Raw genomic sequence first — 19,760 nt, 5'->3', positions numbered from 1 at the left:
CAACCGATGTCCGACGCCGTCGTCCCCCATCGCTCCGACGATCACTCACAGGCACCTGCCGGCTGGTTCGGCCGCGCGCTCGACAGCGACATCCTCTATTCGTTCCGCCGTTCCAGGCTGACGATGGTCGCCGCCGTGATCACGCTGTTGTTCTTCCTGCTGGCAATCTTTGCGTCATGGCTTGCGGTGCAGAACCCGTTCGATCCGGCGCAGCTGCAGCTGATCAACTCGCGGATCGCGCCGTTGTGGACCGCCGACGGCCAGAGCCCGTTCGTGCTCGGCACCGACGAGCAGGGCCGCGACGTGCTCTCGGCGATCCTCTACGGCCTGCGCATCTCGCTTGCCGTCGGCGTTGCCGGCGTGGTCTTCGCCGGCGCGCTCGGTATCGCCCTTGGGCTGGTCGCCGGTTATTTCGGCGGCGTGGTCGACAGCGTGATCATGCGGATCGCCGACGTCCAGCTCACCTTCCCGGCGATCCTGATCGCGCTCCTGGTCAACGGTGTCGCCAAATCGCTGCTCGGCAACCGGCTCGACGAGATGAGCACGTTCGGCGTGCTGATCATCGCGATCGGCCTCAGTTTCTGGGTGCAATATGCCCGCACCGTGCGCGGCTCGGTCATGGTCGAGAAGAACAAGGATTATGTGGCGGCGGCTCAGCTGATCGGCCTGCCGGCACCGAAGATCATGCTGCGGCACGTGCTGCCGAACACGATGGGCCCGATCCTGGTCATCGCCACCATCAACCTCGCGCTCGCGATCATCACCGAGGCGACGCTGTCGTTCCTCGGCGCCGGCATGCCCGACACCATGCCCTCGCTCGGCACCCTGATCCGGATCGGCAACAACTACCTGTTTGCCGGCGAATGGTGGATCGTCGCCTTTCCGGGCATTGCCCTTGCCGGCCTGATCCTCTCCATCAACCTGCTCGGCGACTGGCTGCGCGACGCATTGAACCCAAGGCTCCGATGACCCAGCCTGTTCTTTCCGTGCGCAATCTCGAGGTGGAATTCGTCACCCGCCGCGCGACCTTGCGCGCCATCAACGGCGTGTCGTTCGACATCGCCAAGGGCGAGGTGCTCGGCGTGGTCGGCGAGTCCGGCGCCGGCAAGTCGGTCACCGGCCTCGCAGTGATCGGGCTGATCGATCCGCCCGGCCGTATCTCCGGCGGCGAGATCGAGCTCTCCGGCACGCGGATCGACCATCTTCCGCCGGAGGAGATCCGGCGCATCAGGGGCAAGCGGATCGGCATGATCTTCCAGGATCCGCTGACCAGCCTCAATCCGCTCTACCGGATCGGCGACCAGATCATCGAGACCATTCGCACCCACACCAATCTGAGCGAAAGCGCCGCGCGCCGGCGCGCCATCGATCTGCTGGCCGAGGTCGGCATCCCCGCGCCGGAAAAGCGCATCGACGGCTACCCGCATGAATTCTCCGGCGGCATGCGCCAGCGCGTCGTGATCGCGCTTGCGATCTGCGCCGAGCCCGAGCTGATCATCGCCGACGAGCCGACCACCGCGCTCGACGTCTCGGTGCAGGCGCAGATCATCACGCTGATCAAGCGGCTCGGCCGCGACCACGGCACTGCCGTGATGCTGGTGACCCACGACATGGGCGTGATCGCCGAGACCTGCGACCGCGTCGCGGTGATGTATTCCGGCCGCATCGCGGAGATCGGCCCGGTGCAGGAGGTGGTGCGCAACCCGTTGCATCCTTACGCCAGGGGCTTGATGGGCGCGATCCCAACGCTCGCGGGCGAGGACAAGCGGCTGGTGCAGATCCCGGGCTCGATGCCGCGGCTGTCGGCGATTCCGGCCGGCTGCCCGTTCAATCCGCGCTGCGCATTTGTCTTCGATCGGTGCCGCGTCGAACGCCCCGAGCCGATCCGGCAGGGCACCCAATCCGTCGCCTGCCATCTGTTCGAGCCGGCGAAGGAGACGGCGGCATGAGCGGGACATTGATCGAGGTCAAGAACCTGCGCCGCGTCTTCGACGTCTCGAAGCCGTGGCTCAACCGCGTGATCGAGGGCGGCCATCTCGAATTCCTGAAGGCCGTCGACGGCGTCAGCTTCGACATCAAGCGCGGCGAGACGTTTGCGCTGGTCGGCGAATCCGGCTCCGGCAAGACCACGGTTGCGCGCATGGTCGTCGGCCTGTTGCCGCCGAGCTCGGGCGAAGTCGTCATCGATGGCGTCTCGATGACCGATCCGCGGCAGGCGCAGGCGCGCCGCCGGCTGCGTCGGCGCATCCAGATGGTCTTTCAGGATCCCTATGCCAGCCTCAATCCGCGCTACCGGGTCGCCGCCATCGTCGCCGAGCCGATCCGCGCCTTCGACCTGATCGAGGGCGAACGTGAGATCAAGGCCCGGGTCGGCGAACTGCTCTCGCTGGTCGGCCTGCACCCCGACGACGGCCAAAAATTCCCGCACGAATTTTCCGGTGGCCAGCGCCAGCGCATCGCGATCGCCCGCGCACTGGCGTCCGAAGCCGAATTCATCGTCTGCGACGAGCCGACCTCGGCGCTCGACGTCTCCGTGCAGGCGCAGATCCTCAATCTGATGCGCGACCTGCAGGACAAGTTCGGCCTGACCTATCTCTTCATCAGCCACAATCTGGCAGTCGTCCGTCACATGGCGACCAGGATCGGCGTGATGTATCTCGGCCGCATCGTCGAGATCGCCGAGGGCCGGAAATTGTTCGAGAACCCGCGGATGCCCTACACCAAGATGCTGCTCGGCGCGGTTCCGGACCTTGCGATGTCCGGCCGCCAGCGGATCCCGGTCAAGGGCGAGATCCCCAACCCGATCGATCCGCCGCGGGGCTGCGCGTTCAATCCGCGCTGTCCCCTCGCCTTCGATCTCTGCCGCGAGAAGGCGCCGGAACTGATCGACGGCGTCGCCTGCCACGCCGTCAACAGCCCAGCCGCCGCCGTTCCGGCATGATCACGCGGATGGGAGCGGCCATGTCCACCAAGCGGTTGGCATACCAGGCGGCCTGTGATCAAGTGCGCGCGCCACAAGACCTAGCCGGAAGCGCAGCCCCATGAGCAACGTCAACCCCGATCCGTTCACCACAAGGCCTGAGATCGAAGGCACCTTCGGCGTCGTCACCTCGACCCACTGGATCGCGACCGCCGTCGGCATGGCGGCGTTGGAGAAGGGCGGAAACGCCTTCGACGCCGGCGTTGCGGCGGCGTTCACGTTGCAGGTGGTCGAGCCGCATCTGAACGGCCCCGGCGGCGACGTCCCGCTCATCGTGCACGACGTCAAGCGCGGCAAGACCGAAGTGATCTGCGGCCAGGGACCGGCGCCGGCGAAGGCGACGATCGCGCATTATCGCAGCGAAGGGCTCGAAATGGTGCCCGGCACCGGCCTGCTCGCGGCCTGCGTGCCCGGCACATTCGAAACCTGGATGCTGCTGCTGCGCGACTACGGCACGATGAAGCTGCGCGACGTGCTGGAGCCCGCGATCGCCTATGCCCGCGACGGCCATCCGCTGGTCGAGCGCGCGTCGGCCACCGTCAAGACCGTCGAGCAGCTGTTCCGGAAATACTGGCCCACGTCGGCCGAGGTCTATCTGCCTGGTGGCGAGGTGCCGAAACCCGGCACCATCTTCACCAACAGGAAGCTCGCGGAGACCTACGCACGCATCCTGACCGAGGCCGAGAGCGCAGGCGGCGACCGCGTGGCGCAGATCGAGCGCGCGCGGCAGGCCTGGTCGAAGGGCTTCGTCGCCGAAGCGATCGACAGATTCTGCCGCACCCAGGAGGTGATGGACGTCTCCGGCTCGCCGCATCGCGGCGTGCTGTCGGCCGACGATATGGCGCGCTGGCAGCCGACCATCGAGGCGCCGCTGACCTACGATTACGGCCGCTACACCGTGCAGAAGTGCGGCGTCTGGAGCCAGGGTCCGGTGATGTTGCAGCAACTCGCGCTGCTGAAGGGTTTTGAGCTCGACGGGCTCGATCCCGCAGGCCCCGACTTCATCCATCTGCAGATCGAAGCCGCCAAGCTTGCCTATGCCGATCGCGAAACATTCTACGGCGACCCGAAGTTCGCGGACATCCCGATCGAAACGCTGCTGTCCGATGCCTATAACAACGAACGGCGCAAGCTGATCTCGAAAGACAAGGCTTCGCTCGACTTCCGCCCCGGCTCGGTCACAGGCTTCGGCGGCGTCGTGAAGCTGCGACACGCCGAAGGGCACCGCGAAGCGGTCGGGGCCATGGGCGCGGGCGAGCCGACCGTCGGCCGGTTCGGCGAGGTGCGCGGCGACACCGTGCATTTCGACATCATCGACAAGGCCGGCAACATGATCTCGGCGACGCCGTCCGGCGGCTGGCTGCAATCCTCGCCGGTGATTCCCGAGATCGGCTTCTGCCTCGGCAGCCGCGCCCAGATGTTCTGGCTGGAAGAAAACCACCCTGCCTCGCTGGCGCCGGGCAAGCGGCCGCGCACCACGCTGTCGCCGACGATGGCGCTGCGCGACGGCGAGCCGTATCTCTCCTGGGGCTCGCCGGGCGGCGACCAGCAGGATCAGTGGATCACGCAGTTCTTCCTGCGCCATGTCCACGCCAGGCTCAATTTGCAGGAGGCGATCGACGCGCCGGCCTGGCACTCCGAGCATTTCCCGATCTCGTTCTGGCCGCGCACCTCGCGCCCCGGCGTGCTGGTGCTGGAAAATCGCGTGCCGAAATCGACCATCGACGAATTGAAACGTCGCGGCCATGTGGTCGAGATTGGCCCGGATTGGTCGGAAGGCCGCCTCACCGCGGCCTCGAAAGTCGGCCCCCGCCGCCGCGCCGCCGCCAACCCGCGCGGCATGCAGGGTTACGCTGCGGGCCGTTAGACGAGATGACCATCGTATCATGATGACGTCGGATCGAATTGCGGGCCAAGCCTCAAACTCCACCTCGCCCCGCTTGCGGGGAGAGGTCGGATCGCATCGAAGATGCGATCCGGGTGCGGGGGAGCCTCCGCAAACCCGACATCTGCCGCTTTCGCGGAACGAGCCCCTCATCCCAACCCTCTCCCCGCGAAGAGCGGGGAGAGGGAGAAGAGACATGAGATGACCTGGTCGATCATCGCCCGCGACAGCACCACCGGCCAGCTCGGCATCGCCGTCGCGACGCGGTTCTTCGCGGTCGGCGCCCTCGTGCCGCACATTGCACCGGGGATCGGCGCCATTGCGACGCAGGCGCTGGTCAATCCCTATTACGGCATCGACGGCCTCGCGCTGCTGCGCGACGGCAAGAGCCCGCATGAGGCGATCGCGGCGCTGCTCGCGTCTGACGGCGGCCGCGAGAGCCGGCAGGTGCATGTCATGGACGGCAAGGGCCGGATCGCCGCCCACTCGGGCAAGGATTGCATCGACTGGTTCGGCCATATCGCCGGCGACGGCTTCTCGATCGCCGGCAACATGCTGGCGGGGCCCGCCGTGCTCGACGAGACGGCGCGCATCTATGCCGCGAACGAGAAGCTGCCGTTCGCGGAACGGCTGATCAAGGCGATGTTCGCCGGCGAGACAGCCGGCGGTGACAAGCGCGGCAAGCAATCGGCGGCCCTTCTGATCCACGGAACCGAGCAATGGCCGTTGCTCGACCTGCGGGTCGATGACCACGCCGATCCCTTGCGCGAGCTGGAACGGCTGGAAGCGGTCAGCCGCGAACATTGGGTGCCGTTCCGGGACTTCATGCCGACCCGCAACAACCCCGCCGGAACCAGCGACCGCACCAAGATCGACGCCGGCATCGCAGCGGCATCCAAGAGCCGCGAATGACCGCCGGTCCGCTGATCGAGATCGAGGGCCTGCGCGTCACCTTCCATGGCGACGACGGCCGCGTGACGCATGCCGTCGACAGCGTGGATCTTTCGGTAGCCAACGGCGCCACGCTCGGCCTGGTCGGCGAGTCCGGCTGCGGCAAGAGCGTCACCTCGCTCGCGATCATGGGCCTGTTGCCGAAGCAGTCGGCTGCGGTCTCCGGCGCGATCCGCTTCGACGGCTTCGACCTGCTCGACGTGCCGGACGCGACGCTGCGCGACCTGCGCGGCAATCGCCTCGCGATGATCTTTCAGGAGCCGATGACCTCGCTCAACCCGAGCTTCACGATCGGCGACCAGATCGCCGAGACCATTTTGCGCCACCGCGGCGGCTCCCGGCGCGCGGCGCGCGAGCGCACCATCGAGCTGCTGCGCCGCGTCCATATTCCCTCGCCCGAGAAGCGCATCGACGAGTATCCGCACAAGCTGTCCGGCGGCATGCGCCAGCGCGTGATGATCGCGATGGCGCTGGCCTGCGATCCGCAGCTCTTGATCGCCGACGAGCCGACCACCGCGCTCGACGTCACGCTGCAGGCCCAGATCCTCGATTTGATGCGCGAGCTGAAGGCCGCCAGCGGCGCTGCCATCATCCTGATCACCCACGATCTCGGCGTCGTCGCCGAAGTCTGCGACGAGGTTGCGGTGATGTATGCCGGCGAGATCGTCGAGCGCGCGCCGGTCGACGAGCTGTTTGCCAATCCGCAGCATCCCTACACGGTCGGCCTGCTCGGTTCGATCCCGCGGCTCGACCGCCGCACCAGCCATCTCGCCACGATCGAAGGCATGGTCCCGAATATGGCGAACCCGCCGGCAGGCTGCCGCTTTGCCGCGCGCTGCCCGTTCGTGGAAGATGCCTGCACCCGGTCGCCGCCGCCGCTCGCGCTGCTGAGCGCGACCCACGCCTCGCGCTGCATCCGCGCGCCGCTGGAGCGGCTGGTATCATGACTGTGCTGCTCGAGGTCGAAGGGCTGGTGAAGCATTTCGTCGCCGAGCGCTCGGTGTTCGGCCGGCCGACCGCTCATGTGAAGGCGGTCGACGGCGTCAGCTTCACGGTCGAGGCCGGCAAGACGCTGGCGCTGGTCGGCGAATCCGGCTGCGGCAAATCAACCGTCAGCCGCCTGGTGCTGCGGCTGATCGAGCCGGACGCCGGACGTATCCACTTCGAGGGCCGCGACCTCGGCGCGCTCAATGCCGAGCAATTGCGCGCGTTCCGCCGCGACGCGCAGCTGATCTTCCAGGACCCCTACGCCTCGCTCAACCCGCGCATGACGGTAAGCCAGATCCTGACCGAGCCGCTGGCACTGCACAATCTTGTCCCGGCGGCAGGCCGCCGTGAGCGGGTCGAGGAGCTGTTGCGCCTGGTCGGGCTCGAGCCGCGCTTTGCGCGCCGCTATCCGCATGAATTCTCCGGCGGCCAGCGCCAGCGCATCGCGATTGCGCGCGCGCTTGCGGTCGAGCCGAAGCTGATCATCTGCGACGAGCCGGTGTCGGCGCTCGATGTCTCGATCCGCTCCCAGATCCTGAATCTGCTGCGCGACCTGCAGGATCGCCTGAAGCTCGCCTACATCTTCGTCTCGCACGATCTCGCGGTGGTGAAGCACATTGCCGACCGCGTCGCCGTGATGAATCTCGGCACCATCGTCGAGATGGCGGAGGCGCAAGCGCTGTTCGCCGCCCCGCGCCATCCCTACAGCCGCGCGCTGTTGTCGGCGATCCCGGTGCCGAAGCCGCGCGCCAGGCGCAGCCGCATCGTGCTCGAGGGCGAGCTGCCGAGCGCGCTCAATCCGCCCTCGGGCTGCCGTTTCCATACCCGCTGTCCCTATGTGATCGCGCGCTGCCGCAGCGAAGTGCCGCAGTTGCGCGAAGATGGCACCGGATATGCAACGGCCTGTCACCGGACGGGCGAGCTGCCCGGCGCGGAAGCGATCGTGCCGTCCGATGGCGGATTCTCGCCGATACTGGAAAAGCTGGTGGCGGCGTTCAATGCGGCGGAAGCCTCGGGGCGGCCCGGGGTTATTTCGTAAGGAACAAATGCGCAGGGGATTAAGGGGTTGGCGATGAGATTTTGGCGCTTGGCGGTCCTGATGGCGGCCCTCGTGACCTGGTGCGGAACGAGCGCACGTGCCGAGACGACGCTTCGCATCGGGCTCGCCGAGGACCCCGACATCCTCGATCCTTCAGTCGGACGCACCTATGTCGGCCGCATCGTCTTTTCGGCCTTCTGCGACAAGCTGTTCGACATTGACGAGAAGCTGAACATCGTTCCGCAGCTCGCGCTGTCCTACGAGAACTCGGCTGACGGCAAGGAGATGACGATCAGGCTGCGGCCGGGCGTCAAGTTCCACGACGGTGAGCCGTTCGACGCCGAAGCCGCCAAATTCTCGCTGGAGCGCCATCTCACGCTGCCGACCTCGTTTCGCAAACCGGAATTGGCCGCGCTCGACCATGTCGACGTCGTCGATCCGCTGACCATCAAACTGGTGCTCAAGACGCCCTACTCGCCGCTGATCGCCCAGTTGACCGACCGCGCCGGCATGATGGTCTCGCCGAAGGCGGTGAAGGAAGCGGGCGACAAATTCGGCCTGCATCCGGTCTGCGCCGGACCCTACAAGTTCGTCGAACGCGTGCAGCAGGACCGCATGGTGTTCGAGAAATTTCAGGATTACTGGAACAAGGACAACGTCTTCATCGATCGCATCGTGTTCCTTCCTATCGTCGATGCCACGGTGCGGCTCGCCAATCTGAAGTCCGGCGGGCTCGATCTGATCGAGCGCGTGCTCGCCACCGACATCAAGGACGTCCGCGCCGACAAGCGGCTCGTGCTGTCGACCGCGCCCGAACTCGGCTATCTCGGCCTCACCATCAACATCGGCAACGACAAGAGCAAGGGGCCGCTCAGCCAGTCGGAAAAGGTGCGCCAGGCGCTCGACCTGTCGATTGACCGCGAGGCGCTCAACCAGGTGGTCTTCAACGGCGAGTTCACGCCCGGCAATCAATGGGTCAGCCCGGTACATCCTTACTATCAGAAGGCGTTTCCGGTTCGGGGACGCGACATTGCCAAGGCTAAGGCGCTGCTGAAGGAGGCCGGTGTCACGCTGCCCGTCGCCATCGACTACATGGTCCCCAAAGGGGCCGAGAATGAGGCCGTGGCCCAGGTCGTGCAGTCGATGGCGGCCGAAGCCGGCTTCGACATCAAGATCCGCGTGGTCGAATTTGCGACGACCTTCAAGCAGGCCCAAGCCGGCGAATTTCAGGTGTTTCAGATCAACTGGAGCGGCCGGATCGATCCTGACGGCAATTCCTATGTCTTCCTGCACACCAAGGCGCCGCAGAACGACGGCGGCTATTCCAACGCGGAAGCTGACAGACTGATGGAAGATGCGCGGCTGATCAACGATCCCGTCCAGCGCAAGGCGATCTACGAGAAGATGACCAAGATCGTGCTCAATGACGAGCCGATCATCTACATCTATCACCGCACACTCCTGATCGCGCACACCACCAAGGTCGAGGGTTACCGGCAGATGCCGGATGGATTGGTGCGCGTGGTCGGGCTGAAATTGAAATGATCGCCACAGCGCAGGGCACGCGGGGCCGCCAATGCTGAACTTCCTCGCCAAGCGGCTGGTTCAGCTGATCCCGACGCTGTTCTTCGTCTCGCTCCTGATCTTCTCGCTGCAACACCTGCTGCCCGGCGATCCGGCACTCGTGATGGCCGGCGAGGAGCGCGATCCGGCCGTCATCGAACAGATCCGCCAGCAATACCACCTGGATCGATCGATCCCGGTGCAATACGCCTATTGGGTCAAGGGCGTGCTGATGGGCGACTTCGGCGAGTCCCTGCGCAACAAGATGCCGGTGTCGAGCCTGATCGCGCAGAAGCTGCCGGTTACGATGCAAATCGCCAGCATGGCGATCGTGGTCGCCTTCCTGATCGGCATTCCCGCCGGCATCATCTCGGCGGTGAAGAAAGGCACCGCCTGGGATTACGGCGCCAATTTGTTCGCGCTGTGGGGCATCTCGACGCCGAATTTCTGGCTCGGCATCATGCTGATCTTCCTGTTCTCCGTCGAACTTGGCTGGCTGCCGGCCTCCGGCTATGTGCCGCTCAGCGAAAACTGGCGCGCCAGCCTAGCCGCATCCGTCATGCCGGCCTTCGTGCTCGGCAATGCGATCGCCGCGATCCTGATGCGGCACACCCGAAGCGCGATGCTGCAGGTGCTCGAGAGCGACTATGTCCGGACCGCACGGGCGAAGGGCCTCTCCGAACGCACGGTGATCCTCAAGCATGCGATGCGCAACGCGCTGACGCCGATCATCACGCTCGGCGCGCTCGAGCTCGGCACGCTGCTGTCGGGCGCGGTCCTCACCGAGCAGATCTTCTCGATCCCGGGCTTCGGCAAGCTGATCGTCGATGCCGTGTTCAACCGCGACTATGCCGTCGTGCAGGGCGTGGTGCTGACAACGGCGACGATCTACATCACGCTCAACCTGATCGCCGACATCGCCTACATCCTGGTCAATCCGCGGCTGAGGGGCTGACCGGATGACCGACGCCGTACTCAGCACATCAGCTTCGCTTGCCGCCGCCGAGACGCTGGAGAGCCCGGCACGGCGCGCCGGTCGGCGGCTGATCCGGCGCAAGGGTGCCGTGCTCGGCCTCGCCGTGATCGCGCTCTTTGTTCTGCTCGCCGTCTTCGCGCCGCTGATCGTGCCCTATGATCCGATCGCGACGAGCTGGTCGCTGGTGCGCAAGGCGCCGTCGATGCAGCACTGGTTCGGCACCGATGAGCTCGGTCGCGACGTGCTCGTGCGCGTCGTGTTCGGCGCCCGCGCCTCGCTGCTTGCCGGCGTCATCTCGGTCAGCATCGCGCTTGCGATCGGCGTGCCGCTCGGGCTGCTCGCCGGCTATCGCGGCGGCCTCATCGACGCGCTGATCAGCCGCATCACCGATGCGATGCTGGCCTGTCCGTTCCTGATCCTGGCGATCGCGCTCGCCGCCTTCCTCGGCCCGAGCCTCGGCAATGCGATGATCGCGATCGGCGTCTCAGCGACCCCGATCTTCATCCGCCTGACCCGCGGCCAGGTGATGAGCGTCAAGGTCGAGGACTATGTCGAGGCCGCGCGCGCCATGGGAAATCCGCGCTGGCGCATCGCGCTGGTCCACATCCTGCCCAACATCCTGCCGGCTCTGTTGGTGCAGGCGACGCTGTCGATCGCGGCCGCGATCATCGCCGAGGCCGCACTGTCCTTTCTCGGCCTCGGCCAGCAGCCACCGGCGCCGTCCTGGGGCAGCATGCTCAACGCCGCGCAACGCTTCCTGACCAGCGCGCCATGGATGGCGATCTGGCCGGGGCTTGCGATCTTCCTGGTCGTGCTGTCGTTCAACCTGGTCGGCGACGGCCTGCGCGACGCGCTCGATCCGAAGGCGCGGTGACATATCGGCTAAATCTCAACTCTGGGATGCACGGTTTGTTTACGCGATGCGCCGACCTTCGATGCGCCGACCGGCAATTCCGTTCGAGGCGTCCATGCGGTTGTTCTTTGCATTGCTCTTGATCTGTGGATCGGTCCCGCTGGCGCGCGGGGCCTCGCTCGACCTTCCGAAGAGCGACCAGGTCGAGCGAGACGGGCCGTGCCGGGTGCAGGCGACCAGCGCTGGGCCCACCAAGCCTGCAGCGCCCATCCGGATCAGCCATCGTAGCGCACTCTACATCATTCGTCATGTTAACAAGGCTTGCCGAATCCTCGCGGGCGCAGACGCAGATCGCTCGCGATCGGACTCAATTCGCGCCGATCTCTACGACAGCATTGTCCGCCCGATCTATCGCGTTCACCCGGGTGTCGCAGTCGCTTCGTTGAAGCCACCCACGCCAAAGGTATTGCATGCGACGGCGCATGATATGGGACGAACAACCGCGCAACGCCTGGACAACGAGTTCAAGCGCTTACGACAAGACATATCCAAGATCAGCCAGGATGCGGTGGGGCAATCCGCAGATGAGCGCACGGCCAAGGCAGCGCTTGAGGTATTCCTCGATGCCACGGCCGAACTCGCGTTCGCCGGCCATATCGCATTCGACGCATACCCCGACCTGTTCGCAAAGTCGTTCGATGATGTTCCGGCTCAACCCCGTACGGCGGAGTCCGACGCTGGCTTTCGCAAGGGGGCTCCCCCCATCGGCTCGGTCAAGCTGAGCGATTCTGCGTTGGCGCTGATACAATCGTTCATGCGAGAGGTTCATCGCTCGTCGAGACACGATCAGGTCGTGGTCATCTTCTGGGCACGTGATCGGCAGTCAAAGGGCCCCGGCGACGTGGCATGGTCCAGTCAAGGTTCCGGCTGGACGCTGGGCGCCTACCAGAGAACACAGATTCCACCTGACGTCATCGACACTGTTCGAGACGTCGAAATCGTGTTCAGCGCCGAAGCCCCCTCGGCGCTCGCAGGCAAGACAATTGATGCGACGAAGCAGAAGCTGTTCGTTCGCGATTGAACTTAGGCGAGCGTGCATCCGCCTAAATCACCACCTCGCGCAGCACCCTCCTGCAATCCATCTCGTATTCGAGATCGACCACCGGCGGGCGGCAGAAGTGCCAGGTCAGGCCGGACCCGCGTGGCGCCGCGGCGGACCAGCTCGTCGACGATCACGGGATGGATGTCGTGCACGGTATAAGCCTGTACCGCTGTCGTCTCCGCCCAGCCGAAGCTGAACTCCGCAAGACGGCGCTCCATCTCGCCGGTGGTGAAGCGGACCTTCTCCCGCCACGCGCCGGGGCTGAGATCGCGGTAGCAAACGATGCGGTCGGGGTAGCTGGCAGTGCCACTGCGGGCTTCCGCGCCGCCCGCGATCACGAAGGACGGCGACGTGCTCGTGCTCGGCCGCGTGAACGAGAACGCGTAAAACGACGGCTCGGCCGGCGGATCGATCTCGGGACAGACATTGCTGCGCGCCACCGGATTGATGGTGCCGTCGAACAGGCCCCATTCGGCGAGCGTCTTGACGTAGTGCTGGTTGAAGGCGCGGAAGCCGTCCTCGGTAAAGGCCGCCGGCGAACGCAGTTCGCAGGCGCAGAACGAGGTCAGCGGCCGGCCGGCGTCCTTGATGTAGGCCGCAACGCGCGCAAAACCTTCTGCAAGCGACACCAGACGATCGAAGCGCACCCGCTCGATCTCATAGCCGGCGTTCGCCTGCGCGCCGCTTGAATATTGGAACACGGCCGGAATGAACCGGTAATTGCCCGCCGCAAATTCGCTCGCCATGCCTGTTTCCTCCAGATCTTGTGAGGCGAGTACGTTCGGCCCGCCCATCGGCAAGGCTATCACGAGACAAAGAAAAGGCGGCAGTGGCTTTCGCCAGTGCCGCCTTTCCTGCGAGCATGAGCTTGGAGGGCTCAAGTCGGTTTCAGCGCGCCCTCGCGGCCGTCGAGTTCGTAGTCGGCGATCTGCTTGGCGCGCTCGGACCGGGCCGCGGCCTGGTGGTCGGTCGCAATCGTCATGTAGACGGCCGGCAGCACGAACAGGGTGAACAGCGTGCCGATCGTCATGCCGGCGACGACCACGAGCCCGATCGAGAAGCGGCTGGCAGCGCCGGCGCCCGAGGCCGTGAGCAGCGGCAACAGGCCGGTGACCATGGCCGCCGTCGTCATCAGGATCGGGCGCAGACGAATCCGGGCCGACATCTCGATCGCCGAACGGCGGTCCAGTCCCTCCTTGAGCTGCAGCTCATTGGCGAACTCCACCATCAGGATGCCGTGCTTGGTGATTAGTCCGACCAGCGTCAGCAGACCCACCTGGGTGTAGATGTTCATGGTGGCGACGCCAAAGAACAGCGGGATCAGGGCGCCGACGATCGCCATCGGCACGCTGATCATGATCACGAACGGATCACGCAGGCTCTCGAACTGCGCCGCCAGCACCAGGAAGATGATGATGATGGCGAACGCGAAGGTGACCAGCAGCTGGTTGCCTTCGTGGACGTACTGCCGGGAGTCGGCCAGGAAGTCGTAGCTGAAGCCGGACGGCAGCTTCTTGGCTTCACCCTGCAGGAACTCGACCGCCTGCCCCATCGAAACGCCGGGCATCGGCACCGCCTGGAAGGTCGACGAGTTGAGCTGGTTGTAGTGGGTCAGCGCGTTCGGATCGACGCCGGTCTCGACCGTAACCACGGTCGACAGCCGCACCAGCTGCCCGGTCGCGGTCGGGACGTAGAAGTTGTCGAACGATTCGGGCGCGAGCCGGCTGACGCGCGGCACCTGCGGGATCACCTGATAGGAGCGCCCTTCGAGGTTGAAGCGGTTGACATAGTTGCCGCCGAGCAGCGTCGCCAGCGCACCACCGATCGACTGCATGGTGATGCCGAGGTCGCTCGCCTTGGAGCGATCGACCTTCACCCGGACCACCGGCTGGTTGAAGTCGAGGTCACTGTCGGTGACGATGAACAGGCCGCTCTTGCGCGCGGCATCCTTCAGCTTGCTCATCTGGTCGAACACCTGCTGGAATCCGGCCGTCGAAGAGATCACCATCTGCACCGGCAGACCGCCGGGTCCGCCGGGCAACGGCGGCAGGCTGAACGCGAATGCGCTGACGCCCTCGATCTTCGACAGCTCGGCCTGCACCAGCGGCTGCAGCGCCTGAGCCGAGCGCTTGCGCTCATCCCACGGCTTGAGCAGCATGCCGGCGAAGCCGCCCTGCGGACCGGTGATGCCGTTCAGGATGAACCGCAGGTCGGTCTCGGGGAACTTCTGGAACTCCTTGTCCATCTTGTCGCCGTAGAAGTCGATGTAGTCGATGTTGGCGTATTTCGGCGCCTTGGTCACCGCGAACACGATGCCCTGGTCTTCCTGCGGCGCCAGCTCCTTCTGGATGTGCATATAGAGGAAGCCGACCAGACCGAGGATGGTCACGGCGAACAGCGCCGTGATCGGACGGTAGTCGAGCGAACGGTCAAGCTGGCGGCCATAGGCGCGCGTCAACGCGCCGAACACGCGATTGACCAGCCTGGCGAAACGCCCCTCTTCCGCGCTCTTCAGGAACACCGAGCACATCATCGGCGACAGCGTCAGCGCGATCACGCCCGACACGATCACCGAACCTGCCAGCGTGAAGGCGAATTCGCGGAACAGCGTGCCGGTGACGCCGCCGAGGAAGCCGATCGGCGCGTACACCGCCGCGAGCGTGATCGTCATCGAGACGACCGGGCCCACGATCTCGCGCGCACCTTTCAGCGATGCCTGAACTGGTGGCAGGCCCTCCTCGAGATGTCGATGGATGTTCTCCACCACCACGATGGCGTCGTCGACCACGAGACCGATCGCCAGCACCATCGCCAGCAGCGTCAGCAGGTTGAAGCTGAAGCCCGCGGCCAGCATCAGGATGCAGACGCCGATCAGCGACAGCGGAATGGTGACGACGGGGATGATCACCGACCGGAGCGACGCCAGGAACAGGAAGATGACGACAACGACGATCAGGACCGCTTCGGTCAGTGTCTTCTCGACCTCGTCGATCGACGATTGGATGAACTTGGTGGAGTCGTAGGCCACCTTCATCTTCATCGACGGCGGCAGGTTGCGCTCGAGGTCGGGGAACAGCGCGCGGACGCCCTTCACCAGGGTCAGCGGGTTGCCTTGCGGCGTCGCCTTAATGCCGATGAAGATCGCATGCTCGCCGTTGAAGGCGACGCTGGCGTCGGTCGACTGCGCCGCGAGCTCCACCGTCGCGATGTCCTCGATGCGCACGAAGCCGCCGTCCTTCGCCTTCACGATCATCCGCTTGAACTGATCGATGTTCTGAAGGTCGGTATTGGCCGAGACGTTCGAGACGATGAAGAAGCCCTTGGTCTGGCCGGCGGCCGCCTGGAAGTTATTGGCGGCGATCGCAGCCGCAACGTCGTTGGGCGACACGCCGCGTCCGGCCATCCGGTTCGGATCGAGCCAGACACGCATCGCAAAAGTTTGTCCGCCCAAAATGTCGGCCGAAGCGACGCCGTCGACCGTCGAGAGCACCGGCTGCACGACGCGGGTCAGATAGTCCGAGATCGCCGATCCGGTCAGCTCTTCGCTGGAGAAGCCGAGATACATCACGGCGATGGTGTCGCCGGTCGCCTTGCTCACGACCGGGTCGAAGGCTTCCTTCGGGATCAGATATTTGACCGAATTGACCTTGGCGAGCACCTCGGTCAGCGCCTGGTTCGGATCGTGATTGAGCTTGACGTAGACCTGGATCGTCGAGGTGCCGAGCACCGAGTTCGACGTCATGTAGTCGACGCCTTCAGCCGAAGCGACGGCCTGCTCGATCGGGGTGGTGATGAAGCCGTTGATCAGCTCGGGCGACGCGCCGGGATATGACGTCGTGATCGTCACGACGGTATTCGACAGGTTCGGATATTGCCGGATCGGCAGCACCATCGCCGCGCGCAAGCCGATCAAGAGGATCAGCAGGCTGACGACGACCGACAGCACCGGGCGCTTGATGAAAATATCAGTGAAGGCCATCGCCAACTCGATTCGTGTTGTCTGCCGATTGCGGCAACATGTGGCGGAGGGCCAATCGGCCCTCCGGGTTTTATGATCGGGATTAGAGCTTCGGCTTGGAGTGCCGAAGCTCTAACTTCTTATCTTGACGCGTTTTCTTCACGCGAACCGGTGTCCACTTCGCTCGAAAACGCTTAGTAGCGTGGCGGCTCGGCCGGAACCGGCGGCTGCGGATCGTTCGAGATCGCGACAGCCATGCCCGATTGCAGCTTGATCTGGCCGACGGCCACGACCCTGTCCCCGGCCTTCAGGCCCTTGAGGATCTGGACGCGGCCTTCGACACGGTTGCCCGTCTTCACGAAGGTGCGGTCCGCGGTCAGGCTGGTCTTGCCGTCCTCACCCTTCTTCTCGGTGATCAGGAACACCGAGTCGCCGTACAGCGTGTAGTCGACGGCGGTTTCGGGAATGGTCACGACCGGCGGCTTCTCGGGCAGCACGATCGTGGTGGTCGCGAACATGCCGGGCTTAAGGATGCTTTCCGGATTCTGGATCGTCGCCTGCACCCGGATGTTGCGGGTCTCGGTCGCGATCTGCGGCTCGATGGTGGTGATCTTGCCCTCGAAGGTGCGGCCCGGATAGGCGTCGACCGCGACCCGCACGGCCTGGCCGACCTTGATCTGCGAGCTCTGCTTCTCGGTCACGGTCAGGTTGGCGTACAGCACCGACAAATCCGTCAGCGACACGATCTGCGTGCCGGCCGTCAGATACTGGCCGACTTCGACCTGACGAACGCCGAGATCGCCTTCGAACGGCGCGCGCACCAGCTTCTGCGAGATCAGCGCTTCGGTCTTGGCGATGCCCGCCTTGGCCTGGTCGTAGGTCGCCTGCGCCGTATCGACGGTCGACTGCGGCCCGAACTGGCGCGACGCGAGCTGCTTGGCGCGGTCGAGCTGCTGCTCGCCCACGGTCGCCTGCGCCTTGAAGCTGGCGAGGTCGCCCTGCTCCGGTGCGTCGAACAACTGCACCAGCGGCGTGCCCGCCTTCACATGGCTGCCGGCGGTGAACTGGATCTCGGTGATGCGGCCCGGCACGTCGGTCGTGACATTGACCTGGTGCACGGCGACGAGATCGCCGACGGCGGTCAGCAGGTTCGGAATCACCTCGGTCTTCGCCTCAGCGATCGAGACGTTCGACGGCGGCGGCTTATTGTTGGCGAAGAACTGCGCGATCATGTGGCTGCGGAAGGCGTTGAAGCCGACCAGCGCGCCGACGAGCAGGGCCAGCAACAGGCCTACGATGATGAACCAACGCACCAGGCGGACGGGGCGCTTGGCTTGCTTTTCCTTGAGCGGTTGCCCCGAGATGTGGCTTTCGGTCTGGATATTCATGTCATGCACTTTCTGCAGTTACCGACGGTCCTGCGCTCGGCGACGGCTGGCGGCCCAAATGAGTTGAAATTGCGGCTTCGGTAAGTCCGATGCCGCGAAGAATGAACTGGCAAAGCTGCCGTTCGGCCGCGGCGGCATCCCCATAGGGGAGACAAGGTGTCGCAGGCAGTTGCGTCAGCGCGCCCATAAGCACGGTATGGTGCGCAAACCAGAACAGGTTGAGCGGCTCGTCGCCGATCCGCGTCGCTTCGCCGGCGGCGATCGCGCGCTCGAGCGAGGCGGCGAAAGTCGGACCGATCAGCTTGCCGACCTTGTCGTAGAGCAGGCGCGCAAACTCGCCGTCGTCGAGATGGCTCGTCACCATCAGCCGCATCCGCTGCGCCTCTTCCTGGTCGGGCGCGTCGCGCAGCTGCATGAAGTGGCCGACCATGCCCTGCACCAGTTCGATCAGCGTCGCGGTGGAGGGCTCTTGGCCGAGCAGATGCGCGAGATCGGGATCCGCCTCGCACTCTTCGGCAAGGATTTCGGCGTACAGCGCAGCCTTCGACGGGAAGTGCTTGAACAGCAGCCCTTCCGAAATGGCAGCCGCGGCCGCCACGCTCTTTGTCGTGGTGCCGGCAAAGCCGTTGCGGGCGAAACACCGCTTTGCGGCGCTCAGGATCAACTGACGCCGCAAGTCACTCGTCATGCGTAAGGTAGACATTTGGATCGTGAGTAATCACTCACTTTACCAAAAGTCAAGGTTCTATTGCACCGCGAAAGCCACTTTATATCGGAGTGTGTCCGATCGACCCTCTGATGCGGTTGACGATGAAGGTGCCGTCGCGGCTGGACAGCACGCGTTCCAGATTGGCACCGTCGATCTTCGCGCTGGCGAACCGTGGCCCCGCCGTAACGTCTTGCAAAGACGAAGCAAAAGCGTCGACCTCAGCCATCGTGCTGATCGCTCGGCTATCTCCGATTCCGCAGGCTTTGGCAACACCCACGAGGTCGGCGGGGCCGCCGGTATGGCTGGCCTGGCCGCCGGTCTCGCCATAGGCCTCGTTGTCGAGCACGATGATCGAGAGGTTTTTCGGCTGCTGCAGCGCGACGGTCGCGAGGCTCCCCATCCCCATCAGCATCTCGCCGTCGCCGGTGATCACGACGACCGGCAGCGTCGGCTGGGCCAACGCGAGGCCGAGCCCGATCATCACCGCGCCGCCCATGCCACCCCAGAGGTAGAAGTTGCGGTCGTGGTCGCCGGCCGCGGCGATGTCATAGGTCGAGGCGCCGAGGCCGCCGATGGCGAAGGCGCCCTTGCGATCCCTCAGCAGTTCGGCAACCACGGCGCGGCGGTCGAGGAGATTGGCTTTGCTCATTTGGTGAAGACCTTTGCCCCGATCAGGCGCTGCGACAGCAGGACGGCGGTTGGCGTGCAGGCGTTGTAGGCTTGCGCCGCGCCGGCTTCGACGACCTCGCGCACCTCATCCGGACGCGAGGCGCGCAGCACCTTGATCCCCCCCAATTCGAGAATGCCTTGGGTGTTCGAGCCCATCGGCACCTGCCAGGGATTGAACTCGCCCCATTCGCCGCGCATCGTCACCAGCGTGAGGAACGGCAAGCGGAAGATCTGCACCAGCGACAGCATGTTGATGCAATTGCCGACCCCGCTCGACTGCATCAGCAGCACGCCGCGCTGGCCGCCGGCCCAGGCGCCTGCGAGCAGCGCCACGCCTTCCTCCTCGGTGGTCAGCGCGATGCCGCGCATCGAGGACGATCCCAGCACGCGCTCGATCAGCTCTGAATGCCCGGCGTCCGGCACATAAGGCACCTGACGCACCTCGAAGCGCTGCAAGATCGAAAAGATCTCCTCGGGCCAGGAGGCCGCGGTGTCGGCTCGGGCATGCATCGGCGTTTCCGGTCTTGATTGTTTGGCCGCGACTGTAGAGGGGCGCACGCGCTTCATCAAAGCGCAAAACCGCATATGGCTCTGCGATTTACTCGCATCGCGCGGCGTGCGCCGCGGTGTTCCCGGTGCCGCAAATCCTGTTGCGCGGCCGCCGCTCGCGGCCTACGATAGTTGCAAATGAAACTAATCA

General features: G+C 65.1%; 16 protein-coding genes and 1 pseudogene. 11 read left to right on the top strand and 6 right to left on the bottom strand.

All coding sequences use genetic code 11. The features are described 5' to 3' along the window. The first annotated feature begins 6 nt into the window (after positions 1-6). The 11 genes from ACVIGB_RS46130 to ACVIGB_RS46080 all read left to right on the top strand — a co-directional run bounded on the left by ACVIGB_RS46130 (position 7) and on the right by ACVIGB_RS46080 (position 12,315). The gene (locus ACVIGB_RS46130) at positions 7-969 is read left to right on the top strand and encodes an ABC transporter permease (RefSeq protein ID WP_456724264.1); all 963 of its coding nucleotides are present in this window, start codon (positions 7-9) and stop codon (positions 967-969) included. Continuing rightward, positions 966-1,949 carry an ABC transporter ATP-binding protein gene (locus ACVIGB_RS46125; protein ID WP_229164289.1) on the top strand — a complete coding sequence of 328 codons (984 nt, stop codon included), beginning with the start codon at positions 966-968 and terminating at the stop codon, positions 1,947-1,949. Before ACVIGB_RS46130 ends, ACVIGB_RS46125 begins: the two co-directional genes overlap by 4 nt. After that, positions 1,946-2,941, top strand: coding sequence for an ABC transporter ATP-binding protein (locus ACVIGB_RS46120; RefSeq protein WP_456724265.1), 996 nt, complete (start codon positions 1,946-1,948; stop codon positions 2,939-2,941). Before ACVIGB_RS46125 ends, ACVIGB_RS46120 begins: the two co-directional genes overlap by 4 nt. 100 nt (positions 2,942-3,041) lie before the next feature. Continuing rightward, on the top strand, positions 3,042-4,847 hold the full coding sequence (locus ACVIGB_RS46115) for a gamma-glutamyltransferase family protein (RefSeq protein WP_456724266.1): 1,806 nt from the start codon (positions 3,042-3,044) through the stop codon (positions 4,845-4,847). 219 nt (positions 4,848-5,066) lie between these two features. Next, a complete protein-coding gene (locus ACVIGB_RS46110; RefSeq protein WP_456724267.1) occupies positions 5,067-5,777 on the top strand; it encodes a DUF1028 domain-containing protein in 711 nt (236 codons plus the stop codon). Next, positions 5,774-6,763 (top strand): ABC transporter ATP-binding protein, encoded by a 990-nt coding sequence (locus ACVIGB_RS46105; RefSeq protein ID WP_092124993.1) that lies wholly within the window; start codon positions 5,774-5,776, stop codon positions 6,761-6,763. Before ACVIGB_RS46110 ends, ACVIGB_RS46105 begins: the two co-directional genes overlap by 4 nt. Further along, complete coding sequence (locus tag ACVIGB_RS46100) at positions 6,760-7,842, top strand: ABC transporter ATP-binding protein (protein ID WP_456724268.1); 1,083 nt, start codon at positions 6,760-6,762, stop codon at positions 7,840-7,842. Before ACVIGB_RS46105 ends, ACVIGB_RS46100 begins: the two co-directional genes overlap by 4 nt. 33 nt (positions 7,843-7,875) lie before the next feature. After that, positions 7,876-9,387 (top strand): ABC transporter substrate-binding protein, encoded by a 1,512-nt coding sequence (locus ACVIGB_RS46095; protein WP_456724269.1) that lies wholly within the window; start codon positions 7,876-7,878, stop codon positions 9,385-9,387. 31 nt (positions 9,388-9,418) lie between these two features. Next, positions 9,419-10,360 (top strand): ABC transporter permease, encoded by a 942-nt coding sequence (locus tag ACVIGB_RS46090; RefSeq protein WP_456724270.1) that lies wholly within the window; start codon positions 9,419-9,421, stop codon positions 10,358-10,360. A gap of 4 nt (positions 10,361-10,364) precedes the next feature. Then, entirely contained in the window at positions 10,365-11,255 is an 891-nt protein-coding gene (locus ACVIGB_RS46085; RefSeq protein WP_456724271.1) for an ABC transporter permease, read from the top strand. A gap of 94 nt (positions 11,256-11,349) precedes the next feature. Further along, a complete protein-coding gene (locus ACVIGB_RS46080) occupies positions 11,350-12,315 on the top strand; it encodes a hypothetical protein (RefSeq protein ID WP_456724272.1) in 966 nt (321 codons plus the stop codon). Between the two features lie 22 nt (positions 12,316-12,337). On the opposite strand, the pseudogene cnbZ reads toward ACVIGB_RS46080, so the two are convergent. The 6 genes and pseudogenes from cnbZ to ACVIGB_RS46050 form a co-directional block, all read right to left on the bottom strand. Next, a pseudogene (cnbZ, locus tag ACVIGB_RS46075) lies at positions 12,338-13,082 on the bottom strand (2-amino-5-chloromuconate deaminase CnbZ). 131 nt (positions 13,083-13,213) lie between these two features. Beyond that, positions 13,214-16,315: a multidrug efflux RND transporter permease subunit gene (locus tag ACVIGB_RS46070; RefSeq protein WP_092124987.1), complete on the bottom strand. Its 3,102-nt coding sequence runs from the start codon at positions 16,313-16,315 to the stop codon at positions 13,214-13,216. A gap of 173 nt (positions 16,316-16,488) precedes the next feature. Continuing rightward, positions 16,489-17,682, bottom strand: a complete 1,194-nt coding sequence (locus ACVIGB_RS46065) for an efflux RND transporter periplasmic adaptor subunit (protein WP_092124986.1) — start codon at positions 17,680-17,682, stop codon at positions 16,489-16,491. 1 nt (position 17,683) lies between these two features. After that, positions 17,684-18,385, bottom strand: coding sequence for a TetR/AcrR family transcriptional regulator (locus ACVIGB_RS46060; RefSeq protein ID WP_173641598.1), 702 nt, complete (start codon positions 18,383-18,385; stop codon positions 17,684-17,686). Between the two features lie 64 nt (positions 18,386-18,449). Further along, positions 18,450-19,040, bottom strand: coding sequence for a thiamine pyrophosphate-dependent enzyme (locus ACVIGB_RS46055; protein WP_456724273.1), 591 nt, complete (start codon positions 19,038-19,040; stop codon positions 18,450-18,452). Beyond that, positions 19,037-19,570 (bottom strand): phosphonopyruvate decarboxylase, encoded by a 534-nt coding sequence (locus tag ACVIGB_RS46050; protein WP_456724274.1) that lies wholly within the window; start codon positions 19,568-19,570, stop codon positions 19,037-19,039. The genes ACVIGB_RS46055 and ACVIGB_RS46050 overlap by 4 nt, the downstream gene beginning before the upstream one ends. Positions 19,571-19,760 lie beyond the last annotated feature (190 nt).

Source organism: Bradyrhizobium sp. USDA 4341 (assembly GCF_054063755.1).
The sequence above is the reverse complement of the archived record's forward strand: the minus strand, read 5'-3'. Positions and strand labels throughout refer to the sequence as shown.